The 19394-nt window shown below is 40.3% G+C and carries 10 protein-coding genes; 1 reads left to right on the top strand and 9 read right to left on the bottom strand.

From position 1 onward, the window contains the following. The 7 genes from LHV68_13570 to LHV68_13540 all read right to left on the bottom strand — a co-directional run. The coding region (locus LHV68_13570) for a hypothetical protein (protein MCB4792893.1) at positions 1-8978 on the bottom strand (8978 nt) is incomplete at its 3' end. Between the two features lie 233 nt (positions 8979-9211). Beyond that, positions 9212-9778, bottom strand: a complete 567-nt coding sequence (locus LHV68_13565) for a CsgG/HfaB family protein (protein MCB4792892.1) — start codon at positions 9776-9778, stop codon at positions 9212-9214. Then, positions 9771-10298 (bottom strand): hypothetical protein, encoded by a 528-nt coding sequence (locus tag LHV68_13560; GenBank protein ID MCB4792891.1) that lies wholly within the window; start codon positions 10296-10298, stop codon positions 9771-9773. Before LHV68_13560 ends, LHV68_13565 begins: the two co-directional genes overlap by 8 nt. Before the next feature lie 79 nt (positions 10299-10377). After that, a complete protein-coding gene (locus tag LHV68_13555; GenBank protein MCB4792890.1) occupies positions 10378-11067 on the bottom strand; it encodes a hypothetical protein in 690 nt (229 codons plus the stop codon). 179 nt (positions 11068-11246) lie between these two features. Then, positions 11247-13160: a response regulator gene (locus tag LHV68_13550; GenBank protein ID MCB4792889.1), complete on the bottom strand. Its 1914-nt coding sequence runs from the start codon at positions 13158-13160 to the stop codon at positions 11247-11249. A gap of 109 nt (positions 13161-13269) precedes the next feature. Next, positions 13270-14703 (bottom strand): HAMP domain-containing protein, encoded by a 1434-nt coding sequence (locus LHV68_13545; protein MCB4792888.1) that lies wholly within the window; start codon positions 14701-14703, stop codon positions 13270-13272. Between the two features lie 179 nt (positions 14704-14882). Further along, on the bottom strand, positions 14883-17081 hold the full coding sequence (locus LHV68_13540) for a family 10 glycosylhydrolase (GenBank protein ID MCB4792887.1): 2199 nt from the start codon (positions 17079-17081) through the stop codon (positions 14883-14885). 123 nt (positions 17082-17204) lie between these two features. On the opposite strand from LHV68_13540, the gene bamE reads away from it, so the two are divergent. Further along, a complete protein-coding gene (gene bamE / locus LHV68_13535; protein MCB4792886.1) occupies positions 17205-17552 on the top strand; it encodes an outer membrane protein assembly factor BamE in 348 nt (115 codons plus the stop codon). Between the two features lie 18 nt (positions 17553-17570). On the opposite strand, the gene LHV68_13530 is transcribed toward bamE, so the two are convergent. Both LHV68_13530 and LHV68_13525 read right to left on the bottom strand, forming a co-directional pair. Continuing rightward, entirely contained in the window at positions 17571-18353 is a 783-nt protein-coding gene (locus tag LHV68_13530; GenBank protein ID MCB4792885.1) for a TSUP family transporter, read from the bottom strand. Between the two features lie 172 nt (positions 18354-18525). Continuing rightward, positions 18526-19293, bottom strand: coding sequence for an NAD-dependent deacylase (locus tag LHV68_13525; protein ID MCB4792884.1), 768 nt, complete (start codon positions 19291-19293; stop codon positions 18526-18528). Positions 19294-19394 lie beyond the last annotated feature (101 nt).

The raw sequence follows: 19394 nt of genomic DNA, 5'->3' as shown, positions 1-19394 counted from the left end.
AGTTCAAGTTTTATCCTTTTTGTTTGTGCTTCTACTGCCAGCAGTTTCAATGCATTGTATGCATCAGGTGCTTTATCTTTGGCGCTGTCTGTTATTTCTGCAAAAAGTGTTTTTATATCATCCTGGTTCCCGTTTTTCACTATACCAGCTTCTAGAAGTATTTGTAAAATCTTGTATGCTGAAGCTATATTATTCCCTGCGCTGGCTGCTATTGTGGTTAGAAATTTTATATCAAGAAATGATATGTCTAACTTATTTTTTTCAACAGATTCTACCAACTCCTTTAAAGATTCGTAGGCTTGATAAACATGATCCTCTTTTGTGTTAGCTGCTATTGTTGTTAAAAGGCCTATATCAAGTACCGATTTGTAAAAATCTTTCAATTCTGCCAGCTTCATTATTTCCTGGTAAGCTTCACCCGCATAAAGCTCTCCTGCGTTGGCTGTTATTGTGGCAAAAAGATTTTCTAAACTATTCAGGTTTTTTTGTTTCGCAATATCAGCTTCTAAGAGCGCTTGTAATGCTTTATAGGCGGAATCGGTATTATTTTTGGCTGTGGTAGTTATTGCAGTTAAAAAATTTATATTAAGTACAGATTTGTCTAATATGTTTTTTTCCACAGATTCTGCAAACCCTTTCAATGCCTGGTAGGCTACGTATGCTCTTTTCCCTGCGTTTTCTGCTATCGCAGTCAAAAGGCCTCTATTAAGTACTGATCTGTCTAAATTTTTTGATTCCAAGAGCGTTTTCAACCTTTTATAGGCGAAGAATGCATCATATCCTGAGTTAGTTAATATTGTTGATAAAAGAGTGATATCAATTATTGCTTTGTCTATATCTTTAGATCCTAATAGTTCTTGTAACGCTTTGTAAGTTTCATTTACATACCTGTTAGCTACTATTTTGGATAGAAGTCTTTTTACATCTTTCAGGTTGTTTTTATCCGCTATCCCGGTTCTTGCCAGTTTTTCTAATACTTCATAAGCTTTATGTATATCGCCATAGGTTTCCGCTGCTATTTCAGTTAAAAGGGTTTTTACATCATCCAGGTTTTCCTGTTTAACTATCCCGGCCACTGCTAATGCTTTTAATGCTTCATAAGCTGAAGATACTTTGGTCCCAGTTTGGGCTGCTATTTCAGTTAATAGTTTTATATCAAGTGCTGATTTGTCTTCTATCTTATTTCTTGTCACAGATTCTGCTAACGCTTTTAATGACTGGTAGGCGAATGGTGTATTCAATTTGCCGTTGGCTGCTATTGTGGTTAAAAGGGTTTTATCAAGTACCGATTTGCTTTCCGCAGATTCTGCTAACTCCTGTAATGCTTTGTAGGCATGATCTGTATTATTCCCTGCGTTGGCTGCTATTGTGGTTAAAAGGGTTATATCAAGAACTATCGATTTGTCTAATTTATTTGTTTCCACAGATTTTGCCAGCTCTTGTAATGCTTGATAAGCTGAAGGTATAGTCCATTTATTGTTGGTTGCTATTTTATCCAGCAGAGCTTCCGCTTCTTTCTCATCTACTCCTGCCTCTACTAAAGACCTTAAACACTTTTTTCTGTAAGTAATTTTTTCTCCTGCTACTGACGCCTCTCTTAACCAGGGCGGCAGGATGTCCTTGAACAACTGCACAAAGGTATTGTACGGCGTATGCACCGCAAGCGTGTTAAGTACAGCTCCGTACCATAGCGTATTGCTGAAACTTAAATTCAGCCTCTCTGCCAGCTCTATAGACACCGGAAGAGAAAACAATAAATACGGCAATAACAGTGCGCCGGTAAGCACCGACCCAACCCCGAACAGCCACGCCCGCTCTTTGCCTTTTACTGCGTACCCTTCTCTGTCCTTGTGTATTCCGCTAAACACATACGCACTCGCTGTGATAAAGAATATCGCTCCTGCAAGTATAGACCAGCCGCCGAACCATACACCTGCTGCCAGCGCTGCTGTCCCTACCCCAAGCGCCAAATGACCGTGTTTGACTACCCTTGAAGGGTCAAAATACGTTATCAGTATGTACGCAGCCCAGTTAAGTAACGGTATGCTTAACACTATCTCCCAATTTATCACTAGGCTTGTATACAACTTGTACGGCAGTGAATCTTCTCCCCACTTTTCTATCGCTTCTGTATTATATACCGATGCTAACGGTACGTTATCTCCGGGCTCTTCATCTTCTAATATTGCGTCATACCCTAACTGCCGGGTTTTCTGCTTTATATTGTCATTGGTGATTTTGACCTTTTCTGATTCGGATACTATACCTTCTTGTAACAGGGTTAAATATTTTACTACTGTTTTAGGCGTCATTTTTAGCACAACCTGCTCGCCGCCAATTTCTTTTGTTTCATTTATGCCTATCATTTCTGCCATTATACCGAGTTCAAGTTTTATCCTTTTTGTTTGTGCTTCTACTGCCAGCAGTTTCAATGCATCGTATGCATCAGGTGCTTTATCTTTGGCGCTGTCTGCTATTGCGGTAAAAAGGTTTTTTACATCATCCAGGCTTTCTTCTTTGACTATCTTAGCCTCCGCCAGCGCTTGTAATGCCTTATAAGCTTTATGTGCATGATTCCCGGCTTTGGCTGCTATTGTGTTTAAAAGGTTTATATCAAGTATCGCTATATCCAGATTATTTATTTTCACGGATTTTGCCAGTTCTTTTAATGTTTTGTATACGTCATTTCCAAGAAAAGAAGTTTTTGTGACTGGTATTTTGGTAAAAAGGATTTTTAGGCCGTCCAGGTTGTCTTTGTTCACAGCATGAACTTCTGCCATTGCCCGTAATATCTCGTAGGCTTCATACGTGTTATAGCTTGCGTTGGCCGCTATTGCGGTTAGAAGGCCTACAAGAGCTGACTTATCTAATTCATTTTCTTCCACGGACATCGATAACCTTTGTAATGCCCCATAGGCTGCAAATGCAAACGGCCCAGCATTGGCTGCTATTGCTGTTAAAAGTTCTACATCGACTACGGATTTCGATTCCGCCAGTGCCTGTAAAGCTTTATAAGCTGCAGGTGCATCCTTCATGGCATTGTCTGCTACCGCGGTTAAAAGCTTTATATTAAGTACTGATTTATCTAATTTATTTGTTTTTACAGATTTTGCAAGCGCGTGTATTGCCTTGTGGATTTCATTTTCATTCGCAAAGTTATCCGCTATTGCGGCGAAAAGGTTTGGTAAATCCTTCAGGTTGCCTTCATTTACTGCACCGGTTTGTATTAATACTTTCAGTGTTTCCCAGGTAAAATAGGCATCTTGACCTTCGGCGGTCGATATTTTGGAAAAAATGGTTTGTATGCCATAAAGGTTTTCTTTTTTCACTGCCTTGAGCTCTGCTAACATCTGCAATCTAGCATAGGCCAGGTATGCATATTCCCCGGTGCCGGCTGCTATCGCGGTTAAAAAGTCTTTCTCGAGTACTACTTCATCTAAACCTTTTTGCTGCACAGCTTCTGCCAGTCCAAGAAGCGCCTGTAAGGCTTCGCTCATGAACATTCCGGAGCGGGATGCCATGGTATTTAAAAGGGCCAGATTGATTATTGACCTGTTTAAATCTTCTTTTATCACAATATCTATCGCTGCTCTTAATTCTCTGAAAGTATTAGCTATATACTCCCCTGAGTTTTTGTCTGCGATCGTGGTTAATAGATTTATATTAATTAAAGATGTATGTTTTGCCAGCTCCTGTAATTCTATAAAAGCATCAGGCATATAACTGCCTGCATTATCTGCTATCTTATTTAAAAGTTCTATATTGAGCACTGACCCTTCCAAATCCCTCGATTTTGCCAGAGCTTCCAGTTCTTGATACTTTTTTTCTGCTGCTTCAGCCGACATAGTTCCATTTGCTATCCTGTCTGAAATGTATTTTTTTAGATCATTCAAGCTTTCCTGATTTACTACATTAGCCTGTGCTATCTCTTTTAATGCCTTGTAGGCTTCATTTTCTCTGCCCCCTGCGTTGGCCTCTATTTTATTAAGTAGCGTTCCTGCTTTTTCTGCATTCATTCCCGCTGCTATTAAGGCTATTAAACATGTATCTATGTTTCTTCTTTTACTTCCTGTCAGTGACGCTGTTGCTCTGCTCTCCTTCCTTAAGCCGGCTAATTCTACCAGGCTTGTCGCCGTATCAACTGACAGTTTGATTTTAAAGTTTGTAATAAGTGAAACCCGGACGGCATCGGTTATTTTGAATTTTATTTTTTCTATGGCGGGCTTGATAAGGCTTTCTGTTTTTTTGATCAGCTGCAGTTCTTCGGGATCAGCTACTGTTTTGTGGTAATCTTCAAACGTCTTTCCCGGGTTAGCTTTCAGCCAGTCATACTCGCTCTTTTCATGGTTAATTGCCGCTCCGTGTTCCGCATCGGTTTTAAAGGTTTCAAAGAAACCTTCGGATACAAAGTAAGTGTCAACTGATGCATCGTAAGTTGCAAAACCATAAACGCCCGGGCTTATATACATGCTTCCTGCCGGGCCGTCGCCCTTGCAGACTCTTATTGTTTTACCTTCGGCTTTATATTTATCAACAAAGGCTTTATGTTCTGGCTTGCTGAGATTCTTGATTACGCTCCGTGAAACAGGCAGGTTCCCGCTTGTCAAAATAGCTTTGCTTAACACAACCGCAACAGCCTGCAGGTTTTCACCTGTAAGTGTTGCTCCAAAGATTTCGTTAAGCGTCTTGAGTACTACAGTTAGCACTGCCATACCCAGGGACTGAGAACTAGCGCCGGGCACATCCTCTTCTAAAATTGCGTCATACCCTGACTGCCGGGTTTTCTGTGGTATATTGTCATTATCGATATTCTTGTGTTCTATAGCGTAGGCTAACTTGTTCAAATAGCTCACTACCATAGCCGGCAGCATCTTTAGCACAACCTGCTCGCCGCCAATTTCTTTTGTTTCATTTATGCCTATCATTTCTGCCATTATTCCGAGTTCAAGCTTTATCTTTTTTGGTTGTGCTTCTACTGCCAGCGCTTGCAATGCTTGGTAGGCTGAAGGTGTGTTTGATTTCGCGTTGGCCGCTATTATGGTTAACAAGTTTATATTAAGTACTGATTTGTCGATATTTTTCGAATCTGCCAGCTCTTGTAATGCCTGGAAAGCTCTATATTCATTGCCCTCTGCGTTGTCTATAATTGTAGTAAAAAGGGCTGCCACATCCTTTATATTTCCGTAGTTCACCGAACCAGCTGCTGCCAGAGCTTGTAATGCCCAGAAGGCATGTCCAGCTTTAAGCTCAACGCCGGTTGGTATTGTTGATAAAAGGCCTGCTATATCTTTCAGGTTGTCTTTATTCACTGCTTTGGCTTCTGCCAAGACTCGCACCGTCTGGTAGGCTTCATATTTATAGTCCCTCGCATCGTCTTCTATTTTGGTTAAAAAAGTTGCTACATCATTGAGGTTATCTTTAGTCACTGCACCGGCCTTTGCCAGAGCCTTTAAGGCTCTGTAGGCTGAAAACGCACTTTTCCCTACATTGTCTTCTATTATAGAAAAAAGGGCTGATACAGCTTCTACGTTTATCTGATCCACTGCACCGGCCTCAGCCATAACTTGTAATACTTCGTAGGCTTTATTTGTATTCCACCCTGCCTTGTTTGTTATTGTGGTTAAAAGCCTTATATCAAGCGCTGCTTTGTCTATTTTTTTAGATTCTGCCAGGTCTTTTAAGGCTTGGTAGGCTTGAGAAACAAATTCCTGTTTTGTATTTGCTGCTATTGCTCTCAAAAGGTCTATATTTAATACTGACGTGTCTAAATCTTTAGATTCTGCTATCTCCTGTAATGTTTTATAGGCTGCATTTGTCTCATGTTTGGCATTGGCAGCTACTGTGGTTAAAAGGTCTTTATCAAGTACTGATTCGTTTAACTTATTTGTTTTAACAGAGTATACCAGTTTTTGTAATGCTTGGTAGGCTGAGGATATGTTCCATTCGGAGTTGTCTGCTATTGTGTTCAAAAGAGTTATATCAATTACTGATTTGGCTAACTCATTTGTTGTCACAGAATTTGCCAGTTCTTTTAATGCCGTGTAGGCTAAATATGCATGTTCTTTTCTGTTTTTTGCTATTTTATTCAGCAGGGTTTCCGCTTTTTTCTTATCTACTCCTGCTGCTATTAAAGATCCTAGACACGCTTCTTTTTCTTCATTAGTTCTAACTTTTAATCTTCCAAAAATTCCTTCAAATATCTTACGTACAGCGGTTTTAACCGCTGCACCCATGGCCTGAATAGGAACAAAAGCTTTACTTATTTTGACCTTATTAATAAAATCTATTAATATTTTATAAGTTCCATTACTTACTGCAACTCCAGATTGGATATTTTGCATATCTGCAAGAGAATCTTCAATGACCTCTCCTTGCCTATTAATAGTAACCGGTTTGCTTGCTATTGTTTTCTCTAAACTGCTTGCCGAATTATTGATAACTAATGTCAGTTTATAGCCTTCTTGCGACCTCTCTACTTTTGAAGAGAGTTTCATATTTTGATAGGTTTTTATACCTTTTCCTGCCTCTTTATATGCCTTTTTATACTGATCTTCAAGCAGTGCAGCTATTGAAACATGTATAGTTTCAGGGTCAGCGCCGTTCTTTATGGCAAGCTGGAACAGTGTATTTCCTGCATTAAACAGGAATTCCGGATTATCTACCCCTATTTTTACGGACTCTGAAAACAGTTCAAGCTGGAGCCCGCAAAGAATATTACTGCATGCAAAACCGGATGTTCCTGCCATAAAAGCACTGTTACCGGAACCATCTGATTTGAATGCAGAATCTCCTGTGCTGCCAGACATGGATTTGGTAAAGAATCCGCCTTGCTCTTTAAGCAGCTTTTTGTATATTGATTCCGATGCTAATGTATCCTTTGTCACATTGGGAGTTATGGTAATATATGATATTTCTTTTTCCTTAAGTAAGTCCTTGATTCCGTCTGTGTGGAACCCGCCGGTAACTAACACCAATATTTCTGAATTATCAAGCAGTTTTGAAATGTTTACGCCATTAGCTTCTATTTCATCGTTCAGGTTTTGACCGGAGATCAAAGTATTCACCTGCTCAATTTGAGAAGAAAACGGTTTTGCTTTATTAGAGGTAAAACAGTTGCTGAGAAGGCGGCTGTTCCTCTCTAAGTTTACCTTGTAATAATCCTTAAGTAATGAGATATATAGAGCCATTGAGGACAGTTTGCTATCCCCTACATATTTTTTATAGAACAATTCAAATTTTGAAAGATTTTTACTGACATATTCATAGTCTTTAACTGAAACCTTATATGCCAGGTAATCCTTTAAATACCTTGAAAACTCATTCAAAAATACTATTTCCCGTTCGCTTTCTTTTACTGCAAGCTTTAATCTGATCTCATCTACTAGTTTTTGCTCTTCTCTAACAAGCTCAACAGGATTAACCTTTTGGGTTATCTCTATATGCCTGAAAAACTGTTGAAGGTTAGGATAATCTTTTATAATGGACGGATATTGATTAGCTATCTTTGCCAAATACACATAGAGTGTGTTAGCTTGTGAAAAATTTGCCGTATTAGCGGCAAGCATATTATAGGCGCTGTAGGGAAGTTTTTGTTTTAGAACGGTAATAAATCCCTGCAGCTCTCTGCTGATACTCTTATAATTAAGCTTATCCCTTGTTTCAAAAGCGTCTATAAATTCAATAACATTTTTAAACTTGAGGTAGTTTATATCAAGTTTTTTCGCATATTTAAGCAATGTCATGTAATATCTATTTACTTCTATATTACCGTTCTTATGCTTGGCCACTATTTTTTCAAACATCATATTCGGGTCATTATAATACCTTTTCTTTAATCCTTCTAAATCATTATCAAGCTTTGCCGCCTGATTTTGCATATTATCCTGCTTCTCTGTAATTGTATTTAATCTTACCAGGTTGTCTGTATGAAGTTTTTTATCATCAACACCGATCAAAAGGTCTGTCCTGCCGGAAGTTACTGAATAGTACTCGGCCCCGGTAAGCTTGCCGCTGTCTATCAAAGAATTAACAATCTTGTTTTTTAACTCCTTACCCCCTATCTGAGTAAGCCAGGCTGTATCTACTTTACCGCAAGCTCCTTCTACATAGACATTTTTAAGGTTGTACTTTTGATCAAGTAATTCAATTATCTTTGAGATATTACGCTGTACTTCAGGATGGCAGTGCAGGTCCTGAATGTTGACAACGACCGGATGCGGCGCATAATTGCCTTCTTCCCCGTTTTTGGTTCCCCGAACGAAGTATGAATCTGTAATTCTTCCGTAAGACGCCGGGAGCACAAGGCCATCGAATATATTTTTATATTCCCTGTTATTGTCTATTCTCTCTTTTGCCGCCAGTAAAGGCTGGCTTAAAACAGATGAATACACAAAAATTATTGTAGTTAAGACAGCGGTTGTTTTTTTAAAGCTCACTTTTCTCATATAAAATAAAAATCCCGGCATAAAGGTAAGCCGGGATCTAACTGCTCTATATAGCATGATTATAGCACTGTAATCTATGTCGCCTCTGGGCATTGAATAGAATAACATTATACATAAAAAACACAGAAAAATACTTAACCCTTGAAACAAGTGAGGCGATATTTGTTCAAAACCGGCTATTTCGCTGCCGAGATCAACCGCAGTGTTGCCAGCACTATTTACGGATTTTAAAACAGAGCCGCTTATCGTCCCCGAATAATTTGATACGGTACAAATAAGCCCGCCGCTGTCTTTAGTGTCTTTTTTCTTTTCGTTGTCGGATTTATGCTGGGTCGGGGCAGGTGCTGCGTTGTTTCCAGTGACCATACCTGCGGAAAAATCTGCGACTTGTGACAGGCATAGAGAAAGGAAAACATCTTTCTGCGCTGATATGGTATTACTGATATCATCACAGCCCTTTGTTTTATCCTGGAACAATACACCTAGTACCTGAAAGATTAAACAGACAATGACTAGATATGCGATTCTTTTCATAATCTCAATACAGTTTTAGCATATATTTCTGAAAAATCAATTACTTTATATATTTCATTATATCTATATAGTGATTTAATATTAATATATGTTATATGTAAAAAATATCAGTAACATATGTAAATTTATTGTAAATTTTGTTACGTTGCCACTTTTAAGGGAGCATAAGCCGGGAGTTCCGGAGATTTTCAATCGGATTTAAATGTCTGTCTTTTATCGCGAAGCGCCTGTTTTTAATTAGGGATACTAATATCTTTTTTAAATTGCCGCACAATGGAAGATATCAGATATTCAGAAGCGATCTGTGTATTCATGCCGTCATAAGAATTTGAACCGGACCATAGCACTTCTCCGGTTCCGACATCTATCATCCTTGCGGTAACACCTACCTGTGCAGCTATGAACCGCGGGTTCCCACCTTCATAAAAATAGTTTTCAGGTATAAACTGCTGCACAGAACCTGTTACTATAGCGTCTATTCCTGAAATCCTGCCTAAAGTTTTGGCCTCTTTTGGTTCAACCATACCTGAAAGCGCTATGTGCCTCTCTTTCAATATCTGCTCCAGTTCGCCGCGTTCAACAACATTATACCCGGCTAAGAGCATATATTTTATAAAAAGGTCCTGAGCCATAGCACCGGACACAGGGTCATTCGGGGCGTTCTGAAAATCAATTACTGCTACCCTTTTTATTTTGTTAAAATCATAATCAGGTTTTAGAACTGTTGACTGTACTATGCAGGAATTAAGGGAAACCGCAGAAACAATGAAGATTAGTATATTTAAAAACGCTTTATTCATTTCCCAGCATCTCCTTAAGCATCTGGATATGCCTTTCGGCAAGTTTCAGGTCATTTTCTTTGTTCATCCCTCTATTTTTATGTGCCTCTGCCTTCTTTTCAGTTATCGCCGCGCATCTTAAAAACTCCTGCCAAGCCTGTAAAGCTTTCAACTTTTGTTCTTTACTGGATTGTAAATCGGTTTCGCTAAGAGCCTTTGCTTCATAGATCAGGCCCAGATAATAATAAGCCAGGGTTCTGTCCTTATCTACCGTCAGGACTCCTGTAAACTCATTTAGTGCATTGTCAAATTGCCGGTCTTTAAAATACACGAACCCAAGATGCATTTGAGCGGTCGATTTTTCTTGCCCTTGCCTTTGACCGATGATCTGCTTTAATTTTTCAACAGCCTGGCCGGATTTGCCGCTGTTTGACAAGACCATAGCGTCCTTTATCCCGTCCTCATTTTCCTGGGCCAGGCAAAATCCGGAAAGAACAGTTAAAAGGAACGTTAAGACAACAAAAAAGCTCTTTATTTTCATAGGTTTCCCCCTAAAAAATATTATATCCATACTGTTTTTTAAACTTATAACTTAATCCTTACAGCTTATTACTGAAGTTTCAGTAAGTTTCTTCTTTTATTATATTAGCCTGGCTGTCATATTTCACGCGTGTACCGCCGTGCGAACTTTCAGGGTTAGGGTAATCTACCCAGCCATCCGGTAAAAGGACCAGCTTATTCCTTACAGAGATACCGACGCCTCCGTAATAAACAAGAGTTAGCCTGTCCTTCAGCTCTTTTGCATTTACATATCTTACCTTTCCGGTCCCGGCATCCCAGCCGAACCTCTTTAGGACGTATTCCCCGCTTGAAATTATATTCGCGCCTTTTATATCATAGACTATGCAGACATACCTGTTATTCTTATCATCTGTTCTTTTGCAGTCTACCCACACGCCGCCTTTTGCACCCTGTATGCATTCTGCATTTTCCGGCATATTTGTTGCAACGAGCTTCTTAGTCCTGTCAAAATATATGACATCCCCTTCACATCTGGTTATTCTTTTCGCTAGGTCAGGCTCGCTTATGTTCTGGTAAGAAAAAGGGTATACATAGTTTTTATCCGCTATCAGTCTTTTGCTCCACCTGGTATATATCCTGCAGTGATACATGTTTTTTTTGACACCTATACAGCTTATGAAATAATTCCCGCATAATTTTGCATTGTCAGGAAAACCTTTAGGCTGCGAACACGCGGAAAGCAGTAGAGATACAAGAATAAAAATATGTTTTGTATTTTTTTTTAACATAAAATGGATTTTAGTTCATTTTTAAGAAACAGATGAAGCACGCTTCTGGCGGCTAATTTCAATGTAAAATTAATGTATCCCGCTTTGCGGGATTGTTTTAAATAAGTCTGCTCTTGCGGACACCATAATTTTACATTTTTCACTTTGCATTTTGCATTCTCGATACAAGAGAATAGCAGTTACCGGCTTTCCTGGCGTCTAGGCAGTGTTACGGCAAAAGTGCTTCCTTCTCCTACACTACTGCTCTTAACCCAGGCTTTACAGCCGTGTATCTCTATTATACGTTTAACCAGAGCAAGGCCTAACCCCATGCCTTTTATTTGCCCAGTAGCGTATTCATCTATCTGGTAAAATTTCTTGAATACGTTTTCGTATTCTTTTGCAGGCATGCCGTTCCCGTTATCCTTAATGTTTACTGTTATAAATTTCTCATCCGTTGTTTCAGCGCTTATATGCACTTCCTTTTCAGCTTTATCATTAAACCTTACTGCGTTCCTAATCAGATTTTCTAAAACTACGATTATCTTTTCCCTGTCTATGCAGAGCGGAGGTACTTGCCCGGTATTTTCATCAATTATCAATTCTGCTTTGACATTATTTACTACCTTTGAAAAATTACTTCTGCAGATGCTCAAAACGCTCTTAAGGCTGACAGTTTCAAGGTTAAGCTGTATAAATTCCGAATCTATAAGGGTAAATTCTATCAGGCTGTCAACCAGTTCATCCAGGAGGTCACCCTGGCTGCGGATAGTATTTAGCGCCACAAGAGTACGGTCTTCGGGATTCTTTAAACGGTCGACTAATATAGACGTATAGCCGATTATTGACGTCAGCGGCGTCTTGAATTTGTGCGTAATAAGGGCAAGGAAATCATTTTTATGTTTCTCTTCCTTTTTTTCTTCGGTTATGTCCCTTAAAACCCAGATGAAACCGACCGGGTTGTTTTCTTTGTCGAAGATCCTGGTGGCTACGACTCCCAGGTATATCGCCTTTCCTTTAGTCCTTTTAAGTTCAAACTGTATGATCTGGTCGGTATTTTTCGCGAACACATCCCATAATACCGAAGGCCGGAAATCAACCAGCAGTTCAATAAGATTCTTCCCAATGTTATTTTTGGAATCAATGCCTAAAAGGACTTCCGCGGCATGATTCATCCGCGAAATGCCAAAGGATGTATCCATTGCTATAGAACCGTCCGCCATATTTACAAATATGGCATTAAGCTCTTCTTTCTCTTTCTCAAGAGAGTTATATAGATAAGCATTCTCTATAGCTACACCAGCTTCTGCAGCGAATATGGACAAAAGATATTCGTCCCGCCGGGTGAATTTCGCATCTTTTGTCCGTTCCAGATGGATCACGCCAAAAAGGGTGTTCTTCCGGCTGAGATGTAACGTCAGAGTAGAGCGGATATCCGGGCTATTTGTAACTACCGTGAACCGCTGGTCATTGCTGGTAATGCCCTGTTCAGTCCCGTAATCGGACCCGAGCAGGATCCTTTTTCCTATTAAGAAGTCTTTTTGAGGGCCGATGGCAACCCTGACTTTCAATTCCCTTGTCTCCGGATTGTATAACATGATGGAGCCGGAATCAGCGGATAAAGTGTCGCTTAAAAGCTTTAGGATCAGATTAAGGAGGTCATCAAGCCCCATCAGCGAATTTATGGCTTTACTCACTTCATAGAGGTTAACGACTTCCTTTAATTCGCTGACCTGTACGGCCAACTGCTGTTTTTCAAGGCACCGTTTGACTACAATTTCCAGTTCATCTAATGTAAAGTTTTTTGCAAGGTAATCATACGCCCCCTGGCTCATAGCTTTAACCGCATTTTCGATCGTGCCGTAGGCAGTTATGATGATCACATCGGTTTTGGGATAATTCTTTTTAACGTACTTTAAAACTTCCAAACCGTCCATTCCCGGCATCTTATAATCTGTTATAACAAGCTCAAAACTTGATCCGTTTAAAAGTTCAACTCCTTTTTCGCCCGTACCTGCAACTGAAACGGCATAACCCTGGGAGCGCAAAAAATCGGAACATGCATTTTGGATGTAGGCATCGTCATCTATAATCAAGATTTTTTCATTTGCCATAATATTTCTCCGGCCAGAAAACCCTTGAAGAAACCCTAAACACTAAATAAGCTTAGCGTTTAAGGTTTAGAGTCTTTGGTTTTTCTCTAAACTCTGAACTATCAACTAATTACTGTCTATTATTTACCAGAGGCAGAGTGAAGGTAAAAATGCTGCCCTCGTTGAGTTCGCTCTGTACCCATAGTACGCCGCCTTGTGCTTCCACAAGGCCTTTAATTATCGCAAGGCCGAGACCGGTCCCTTTCGGGCCTGTAATATAATCCCTGGCTATTTTGACCTGTTCGAATTTGTTGAAAATACTGACTAACTTATCTTTTGGTACGCCTATCCCGGTATCAATAACTGATATTTCAAGCCGGCCTAAGGGATCATTTACACAAGCGCTGACCGTTATCGTGCCGTTTTCCGGAGTAAACTTCACGGCATTGCTTAATAAATTCGTCAATACCTGTTTTGTCCGCTCAGGGTCAGCTTTAACCAAAGGTAAATTCTCAACTTTATCCGTCTTTAATTTAATGGATTTATTGTCGGTCTGCGGTTTAAACAGCTGTATGATATCCCTGATCGCAGGAACTATGTCTGTTTCCTTAGGGACTACTTCCATCTTTCCGCGTTCTATTTTGGCTATATCTAACAGGTCATCGATGAAATGATGCAGCCGTTCCGCACAGTTGTGCATTATTGTTAAATATTCCTTCTGTTTATCGGCCACTGCACCCGCAGTGCCTTTTAAAAAAAGGTCTATGTACATCCTTAAGGAAAGAAGAGGCGAGCGAAGTTCATGGGTAACGCTTGAAACGAAATCGCTCTTTAACTGGTCAAGTTCTTTAAGTTTATTGCTCATGCTGTTAAATGCTTTGGCCAGGTCTCCCAGCTCATCATCGCTGGAAATATTTATAACGTGGCTCAAATTCCCCTTGCCGATTATCTGTGCCCCTTTTGCGATTATGTTGATAGGCTCTACCATCATACCGGTCAGGATAAAGGTGCCTGTAAGCCCCACGACCAGCCCCAGGAGAGTTATACCCAAAATACGCCTGCGGATCGACGCCAGGGCATCGGTGACCTTTCCTGCAAGCATGTCGCGGTTAAACCCTATGCGCACTAAAGCTATCCTTACATTGCTTATGGCAACAGGGTAAGCAAGGTCAAGTATAGGGAAACCGTTTTCCATAGTATACTTCTGCGCTAGAAACTTATCGGTGTTCTGGGCTCTATTAGAGACAGGGTCGTTCAATATCGTACCTACGAGGAATGAATCCGTATGCATAATTACGACATTTTTATTGTCCATGACCATCGCATAGCTGAAACCTTTTGTATTCTTTAAAAGATGCAGATAATTCCGTAAGGAAATCTTATCATTCCCGACTAAGGAGTCCTTTGTGACGTTAGCAAAACTTTTTATCATATCATAACGGATTATTTCCATTTCATTTTCAAGGAAATTGGTCTCGGTAATGAACATAAAACCGGTAACAAAACTAACGGTTACAACTATTAACAAACTTATAAGGAAGGTAAATTTTAATTTAAGTCTCATAGACAGGTTTATTCAAGCCTTTGCAGCTCCATTTTACGGTTTTAATTATACAATATATTCCTTCTCATTACAAGAACAAACAGTATGCTCCTTCGCTTTACATATCGTCTAAAATACATTATTTTAAGATTATTTTTTAAATTGAATTAACATTGTTTTTTACCGGCAAACCGCAGGCATTACTTAGGCAGGAATATCTTAACAGAATGGTTACCGCTCGGTAATTTTACAGAAGAGCCTTCTTTGTCTTCATAGACAGGGCAGTATTCCAGTTTATTGTCGATGAATACCTGCTCAGGTTTTCTGTTCAGTATCAAATAGCAGGAAGAATAATACTCTTCGTAGGAAAGCTCGACCGAGTTGTCAAAGAAATTAGCAGATATTAATTCAGCCGAGATATAAATAAGTCTCGGTTTAATTACCAGCAATTCATGATTTGCAGGTTGTGGCAAGAACCTTAAAGTATGCCTGCCTCTGGGGACTACGACAGCATCTTCGTAACCCGCGCGCCAGATCCTGCCGTCCATCAAAATAGTCTGGCCTTTCTTAGCTGTTCTTATCTCAACTTTGTACTGGGTGTTTATCTCCCATTTAGCGCTGCTCTTCTTAAGGACCGATACATCCCGTGCAAGAACGGTATTTATATTCTCAAAATCCTGCTCGTATATGCTGTCTTCCGCATAGAATACGGGCCTTGCATTATTTAAACCCATGTTATAAACTACCTGGCGCACTTCCTCTCCCGAAGGTTTCTGGCTTGGCAGGCCCCCTTCCCCTTTTTCATGGCATTCAACCACATTAAAATCGAGCTCGAATCTGTGGGGCTCGCTGACATACTGCCTGTAATAATTCCCTAGAAAAAAATACCTTTCCGGTTTCCCGTTCCAGAACATCCATTCATCCTGTACCTGAAGCGTAAGGTCATATTTTTCCTGCAATTTTAAAAGGTAATCCGTATCCTCGGCTATATTATATTCAAGGAAAGGGCTTGATGAAGCGTCCATAGCGGTTATGATGATCTCAAAGTCTTTTTTATTTTTCCTTATCTCAGCTAATAGTTCCAGGCAATAAGCTTTTATGCGGTTACAAAGGCTTATGCGGAAATCCGCAAATTTTTCCCAGTCGCTGTTGTTTGCCTTCCAGTAATGCCCGCTATCCTTATCGAATATATCAAGAGGATCAAAACCGTATTCATCTTTAAATTCTCTCCTTATATCATCATTCATCGGAGTAAACCTGTCCGGGTCTTTTGTGCCTTCAGTAGATTCAAAATAAAGCTCACTTAGATTTACCCCGTCCCAGTCATACTTGTTAAGAAGCTCTTCTATGTTTTTAAAAACCTTTATCCTGCAATCTTCATTTGCAAGGTTCACAAGGTAACGCCAGTCTATCTTTGCATCTTTTAAAACCGCGGTTTTTTCGCGCCACTGGGGGTGTTCATCCCAAAATTCCTTGCCGGCCATGGGAAGCTCAAGCCAGCAGCAGACTAAAATCCCGTTTTGATGGCAAAACCTTATTAACTTCTCGTAATCAAATTCCCGGCCGTACCATCCGCCTGCATAGACCGTATGCACGCCGTTCTTGCGCCACAGCTTGACAGTGTTTTCTATATCCTGAAAGTCCCTGTTGCCCGGGTCATAATACATGGCGGCTATTTTCCGCTGGGCCAGGCGTTCATACCCGAATACCTTTGAAAGCATTTCTATAAGGTACGGGAACCTCGAGTACCCTTTCCCCGATTCAGGGTCGAACAGGGGCGAAAAATAAATGAATTTTCCTTTCCCGTATTTGCCGGATACTACGAGCGGGGCTTTTGAGCTTTCTTCGATACACAGGACCTGAAGGTCGTTATTCGGCGATTTAACGACAGGCCTTACTTTGGCGGGTGTTCTCCAATATAAAGGAATATCTTTGAACTGGAGGTCGCGTATCTCTTCTACATTTATAGGTTTTTTTTCAATTTCAATACCTAACTTTTCAACAAGAGCTGATTCTCCGTCAAAAACTATGTTCGATCCGGAATTTACTGCTGCCCTGATCGAATTTAGCTTATCAGGTTTCAAATATTTTGCCGATATATTCGGCAGAATGATAATATCGAATTTCTCCAAGGCATTCTTGCTGATCTTTTTAGGAAGTATGCCGGTAAACCTTATCCCTTGAACGGACAAGGGTGTCTTTAAGCTCTCAAGGTCTATTTTTTCTTCATCGGAACCGGTTGACGGCTCGGACATAATAAAAGCAACCTGCATTATTCTTTCCGGCCCGGGTTTGTTACGGTTTCCGTATGCCGGTACTGTGCCATTAGAAAAACATAAAATGGCAAAAAGAAATAAATTAAGCTTGAGGGCATTCTTTCCTAGCTCTGTTGTTTTCATGGCTGTATTATTAAAACAAAAAAGCATATATTTTTCAATTATTCTCTATTTCCCTCTCCCTCCCCTTGACGGTATCAATAATATTTTATTATAATAGTTTTACAATAAATAAGGAGTGAAATAATGAAAAGCACATCTTGCAAGTCACAATTTTGGACATTTACAGATTTATTTATAATTATGGTTTTATTTTTTTGTGTGTTCTCTGCTGGCTGCGCTACGGTTGGCCGCGAGTTCAATGTTTCTCAGGTCCCCAATATACAGATAGGAAAAACCTCTCAGGACGATATAAAAGAGATGTTCGGCTCGCCCTGGAGGACAGGTATAGAAGACGGAAAAAGGACTTGGACTTACGGCAGGTATCTCTACAGTTTATTTGAAGAAGCAAGCACGCAGGACCTTGTTGTCAGGTTCAATGACAAAGGTATAGTTACTTCATACACCTACAACGCAACCCAGCCACAGGAATAAAGCTATAGTAAAAAACTCTTATATAATTCCCAAACTTAAGGCAAATCCGAGCAGGATGAGCATTATCCCGACGATTAGATTTACTGCACGCAGTGTAATTTTATTCAATATCTTTTTCCCAAGAAAAGCTCCAAGGAACGCAGACACAACCGCAGCTAAAATAAGCCCTCCGGTATCAGCCACGGCGCTGAATCCGGCAGCATAAAAACCTGCTCCATAGACAGCTAACCTTCCGATGTCAACTATCACGGCTGAAACTACATTCGTGCCGATGAACTCCTCTTTTTCAAGGCCTGCCTTTAAAAGGAACATCGAACGGAATGCCCCCTGATTGCCTGATAATCCCCCGAAAAAACCGGACAATAACCCGCCAAAAACCATATATTTAGTGTCAAATGTCAGGTTTTCATATTTCGGGACAAGTTCAAAGATGGAAAACAGGACAATTAACATACCTATTATTAAATTAACCGGAGTAATTTCATAGACCCTGCCTGCGAAAGAATAAGATGTTACTGCCGGAAGTGATGCTGTGTATGTAAGAAGAGATGCGCCGAACAGCGCAGCTATAACTGCGGGAAACGCAAAACGTATAATGACGCTTTTATTAGCAGAACGTCCTACAAGCAGGATCTTAAAGAGATTATTGGTAAGATGCACCACTGCTGTAGCAGCTACTGCTAAAGGTACAGGAAAAAATATCGCAAACACGGGAGTAAGTATGGTTCCCAGGCCGAACCCGGTGAACAATGTCAAACCGGATGAAAAAATCGCTACAATACATATTATCAAATATTCCAATGGAGCTCCTCTGCTGATTTATATAAGAGCCTGTTGCCGAACTCCTAAAGTGTCATTGCGAGGAGTCCAAAGGACGACGTGGCAATCTACTTTACGACGATAATATATTTTTGAGATTGCTTCGCTAACGCTCGCAATGACAGAAAGAAGAATTCGACAGCAGGCTTATAATTTATTCAATTTTTTCCCAGATAGCGCTTAAAGCATCTACAGCGCCCATAGGAAACCTTATATCAACTATATCTGATACTTCTGTCTGGTCCGGATTGATCTCGATACTCGGCTTGCCGCTTCTTTTTGCCAGGTGTACCGGCTCCTGGATATAAGGAAATACGCTTGTGGTCCCGACTGAAAAATATATGTCAAATCCCTTGTTAAGTTCTTCATCTAAAACCTGCACCTTCTCGTATGGAAGCATCTCGCCGAAAAACACGACATCAGGCCTTGCTGTATTCTTGCACAACGGGCAGGCGGGCGGGATCTTTATCTCATCAAAACTTTGAATTGTTTTTCTCCACCCGCATTTCGGGCAGAGTATCTTGTGGATATCCCCGTGTATGTCTATTATGTTTTTTGAACCCGCATCCTTATGGAATCCGTCTATGTTCTGCGTCAGCACCCATACTCTTTCAAAATGTTCCTGCATCTTGGCGATTATCTCATGCGCCTTGTTATACTTTGCCTTGCGGCAGTTTTTCTCTATCTGCGAAAGGTATTTCCATGTTATCTCAGGCCTGGTTTCAAGCGTCTCCCCGGCAAGTGCCATCTCAATGGGTATCCCGTCTTCAGTTACCTTCTCTTTATAAAGCCCGCCTACCCCTCTATAAGTAGGAAGCCCCGATTCAGCCGATATCCCCGCCCCTGTAATAAAAAGCGCGCTCCTGCTTTTTTTAAGCAGCTCAGCAGCTTTTATGATGTTTTTATCTTTAGATATAATCATAAACTAACACCATTTTGTTAAGTCAGATTAGCTTTTTGTTGCAATATATAGCACTACTTCGTTAAGTGAGGTTTGTCATTGCGAGCCAGAGGCGAAGCAAT

This window comes from Candidatus Liberimonas magnetica, from assembly GCA_020523885.1.
Classification (GTDB): Bacteria; Elusimicrobiota; Endomicrobiia; order Endomicrobiales; family JAFGIL01; genus Liberimonas; species Liberimonas magnetica.
The sequence above is the reverse complement of the archived record's forward strand: the minus strand, read 5'-3'. Positions and strand labels throughout refer to the sequence as shown.

Excerpts from the sequence above, each read along its gene's own strand:
- LHV68_13565 (MCB4792892.1), bottom strand. The coding sequence starts at position 9,778 with ATGAATAAAGCGTTTTTAAATATACTAATCTTCATTGTTTCTGCGGTT.
- LHV68_13560 (MCB4792891.1), bottom strand. The coding sequence starts at position 10,298 with ATGAAAATAAAGAGCTTTTTTGTTGTCTTAACGTTCCTTTTAACTGTT.
- LHV68_13555 (MCB4792890.1), bottom strand. The coding sequence starts at position 11,067 with ATGTTAAAAAAAAATACAAAACATATTTTTATTCTTGTATCTCTACTG.
- LHV68_13550 (MCB4792889.1), bottom strand. The coding sequence starts at position 13,160 with ATGGCAAATGAAAAAATCTTGATTATAGATGACGATGCCTACATCCAA.
- LHV68_13545 (MCB4792888.1), bottom strand. The coding sequence starts at position 14,703 with ATGAGACTTAAATTAAAATTTACCTTCCTTATAAGTTTGTTAATAGTT.
- LHV68_13540 (MCB4792887.1), bottom strand. The coding sequence starts at position 17,081 with ATGAAAACAACAGAGCTAGGAAAGAATGCCCTCAAGCTTAATTTATTT.
- bamE (MCB4792886.1), top strand. The coding sequence starts at position 17,205 with ATGAAAAGCACATCTTGCAAGTCACAATTTTGGACATTTACAGATTTA.
- LHV68_13525 (MCB4792884.1), bottom strand. The coding sequence starts at position 19,293 with ATGATTATATCTAAAGATAAAAACATCATAAAAGCTGCTGAGCTGCTT.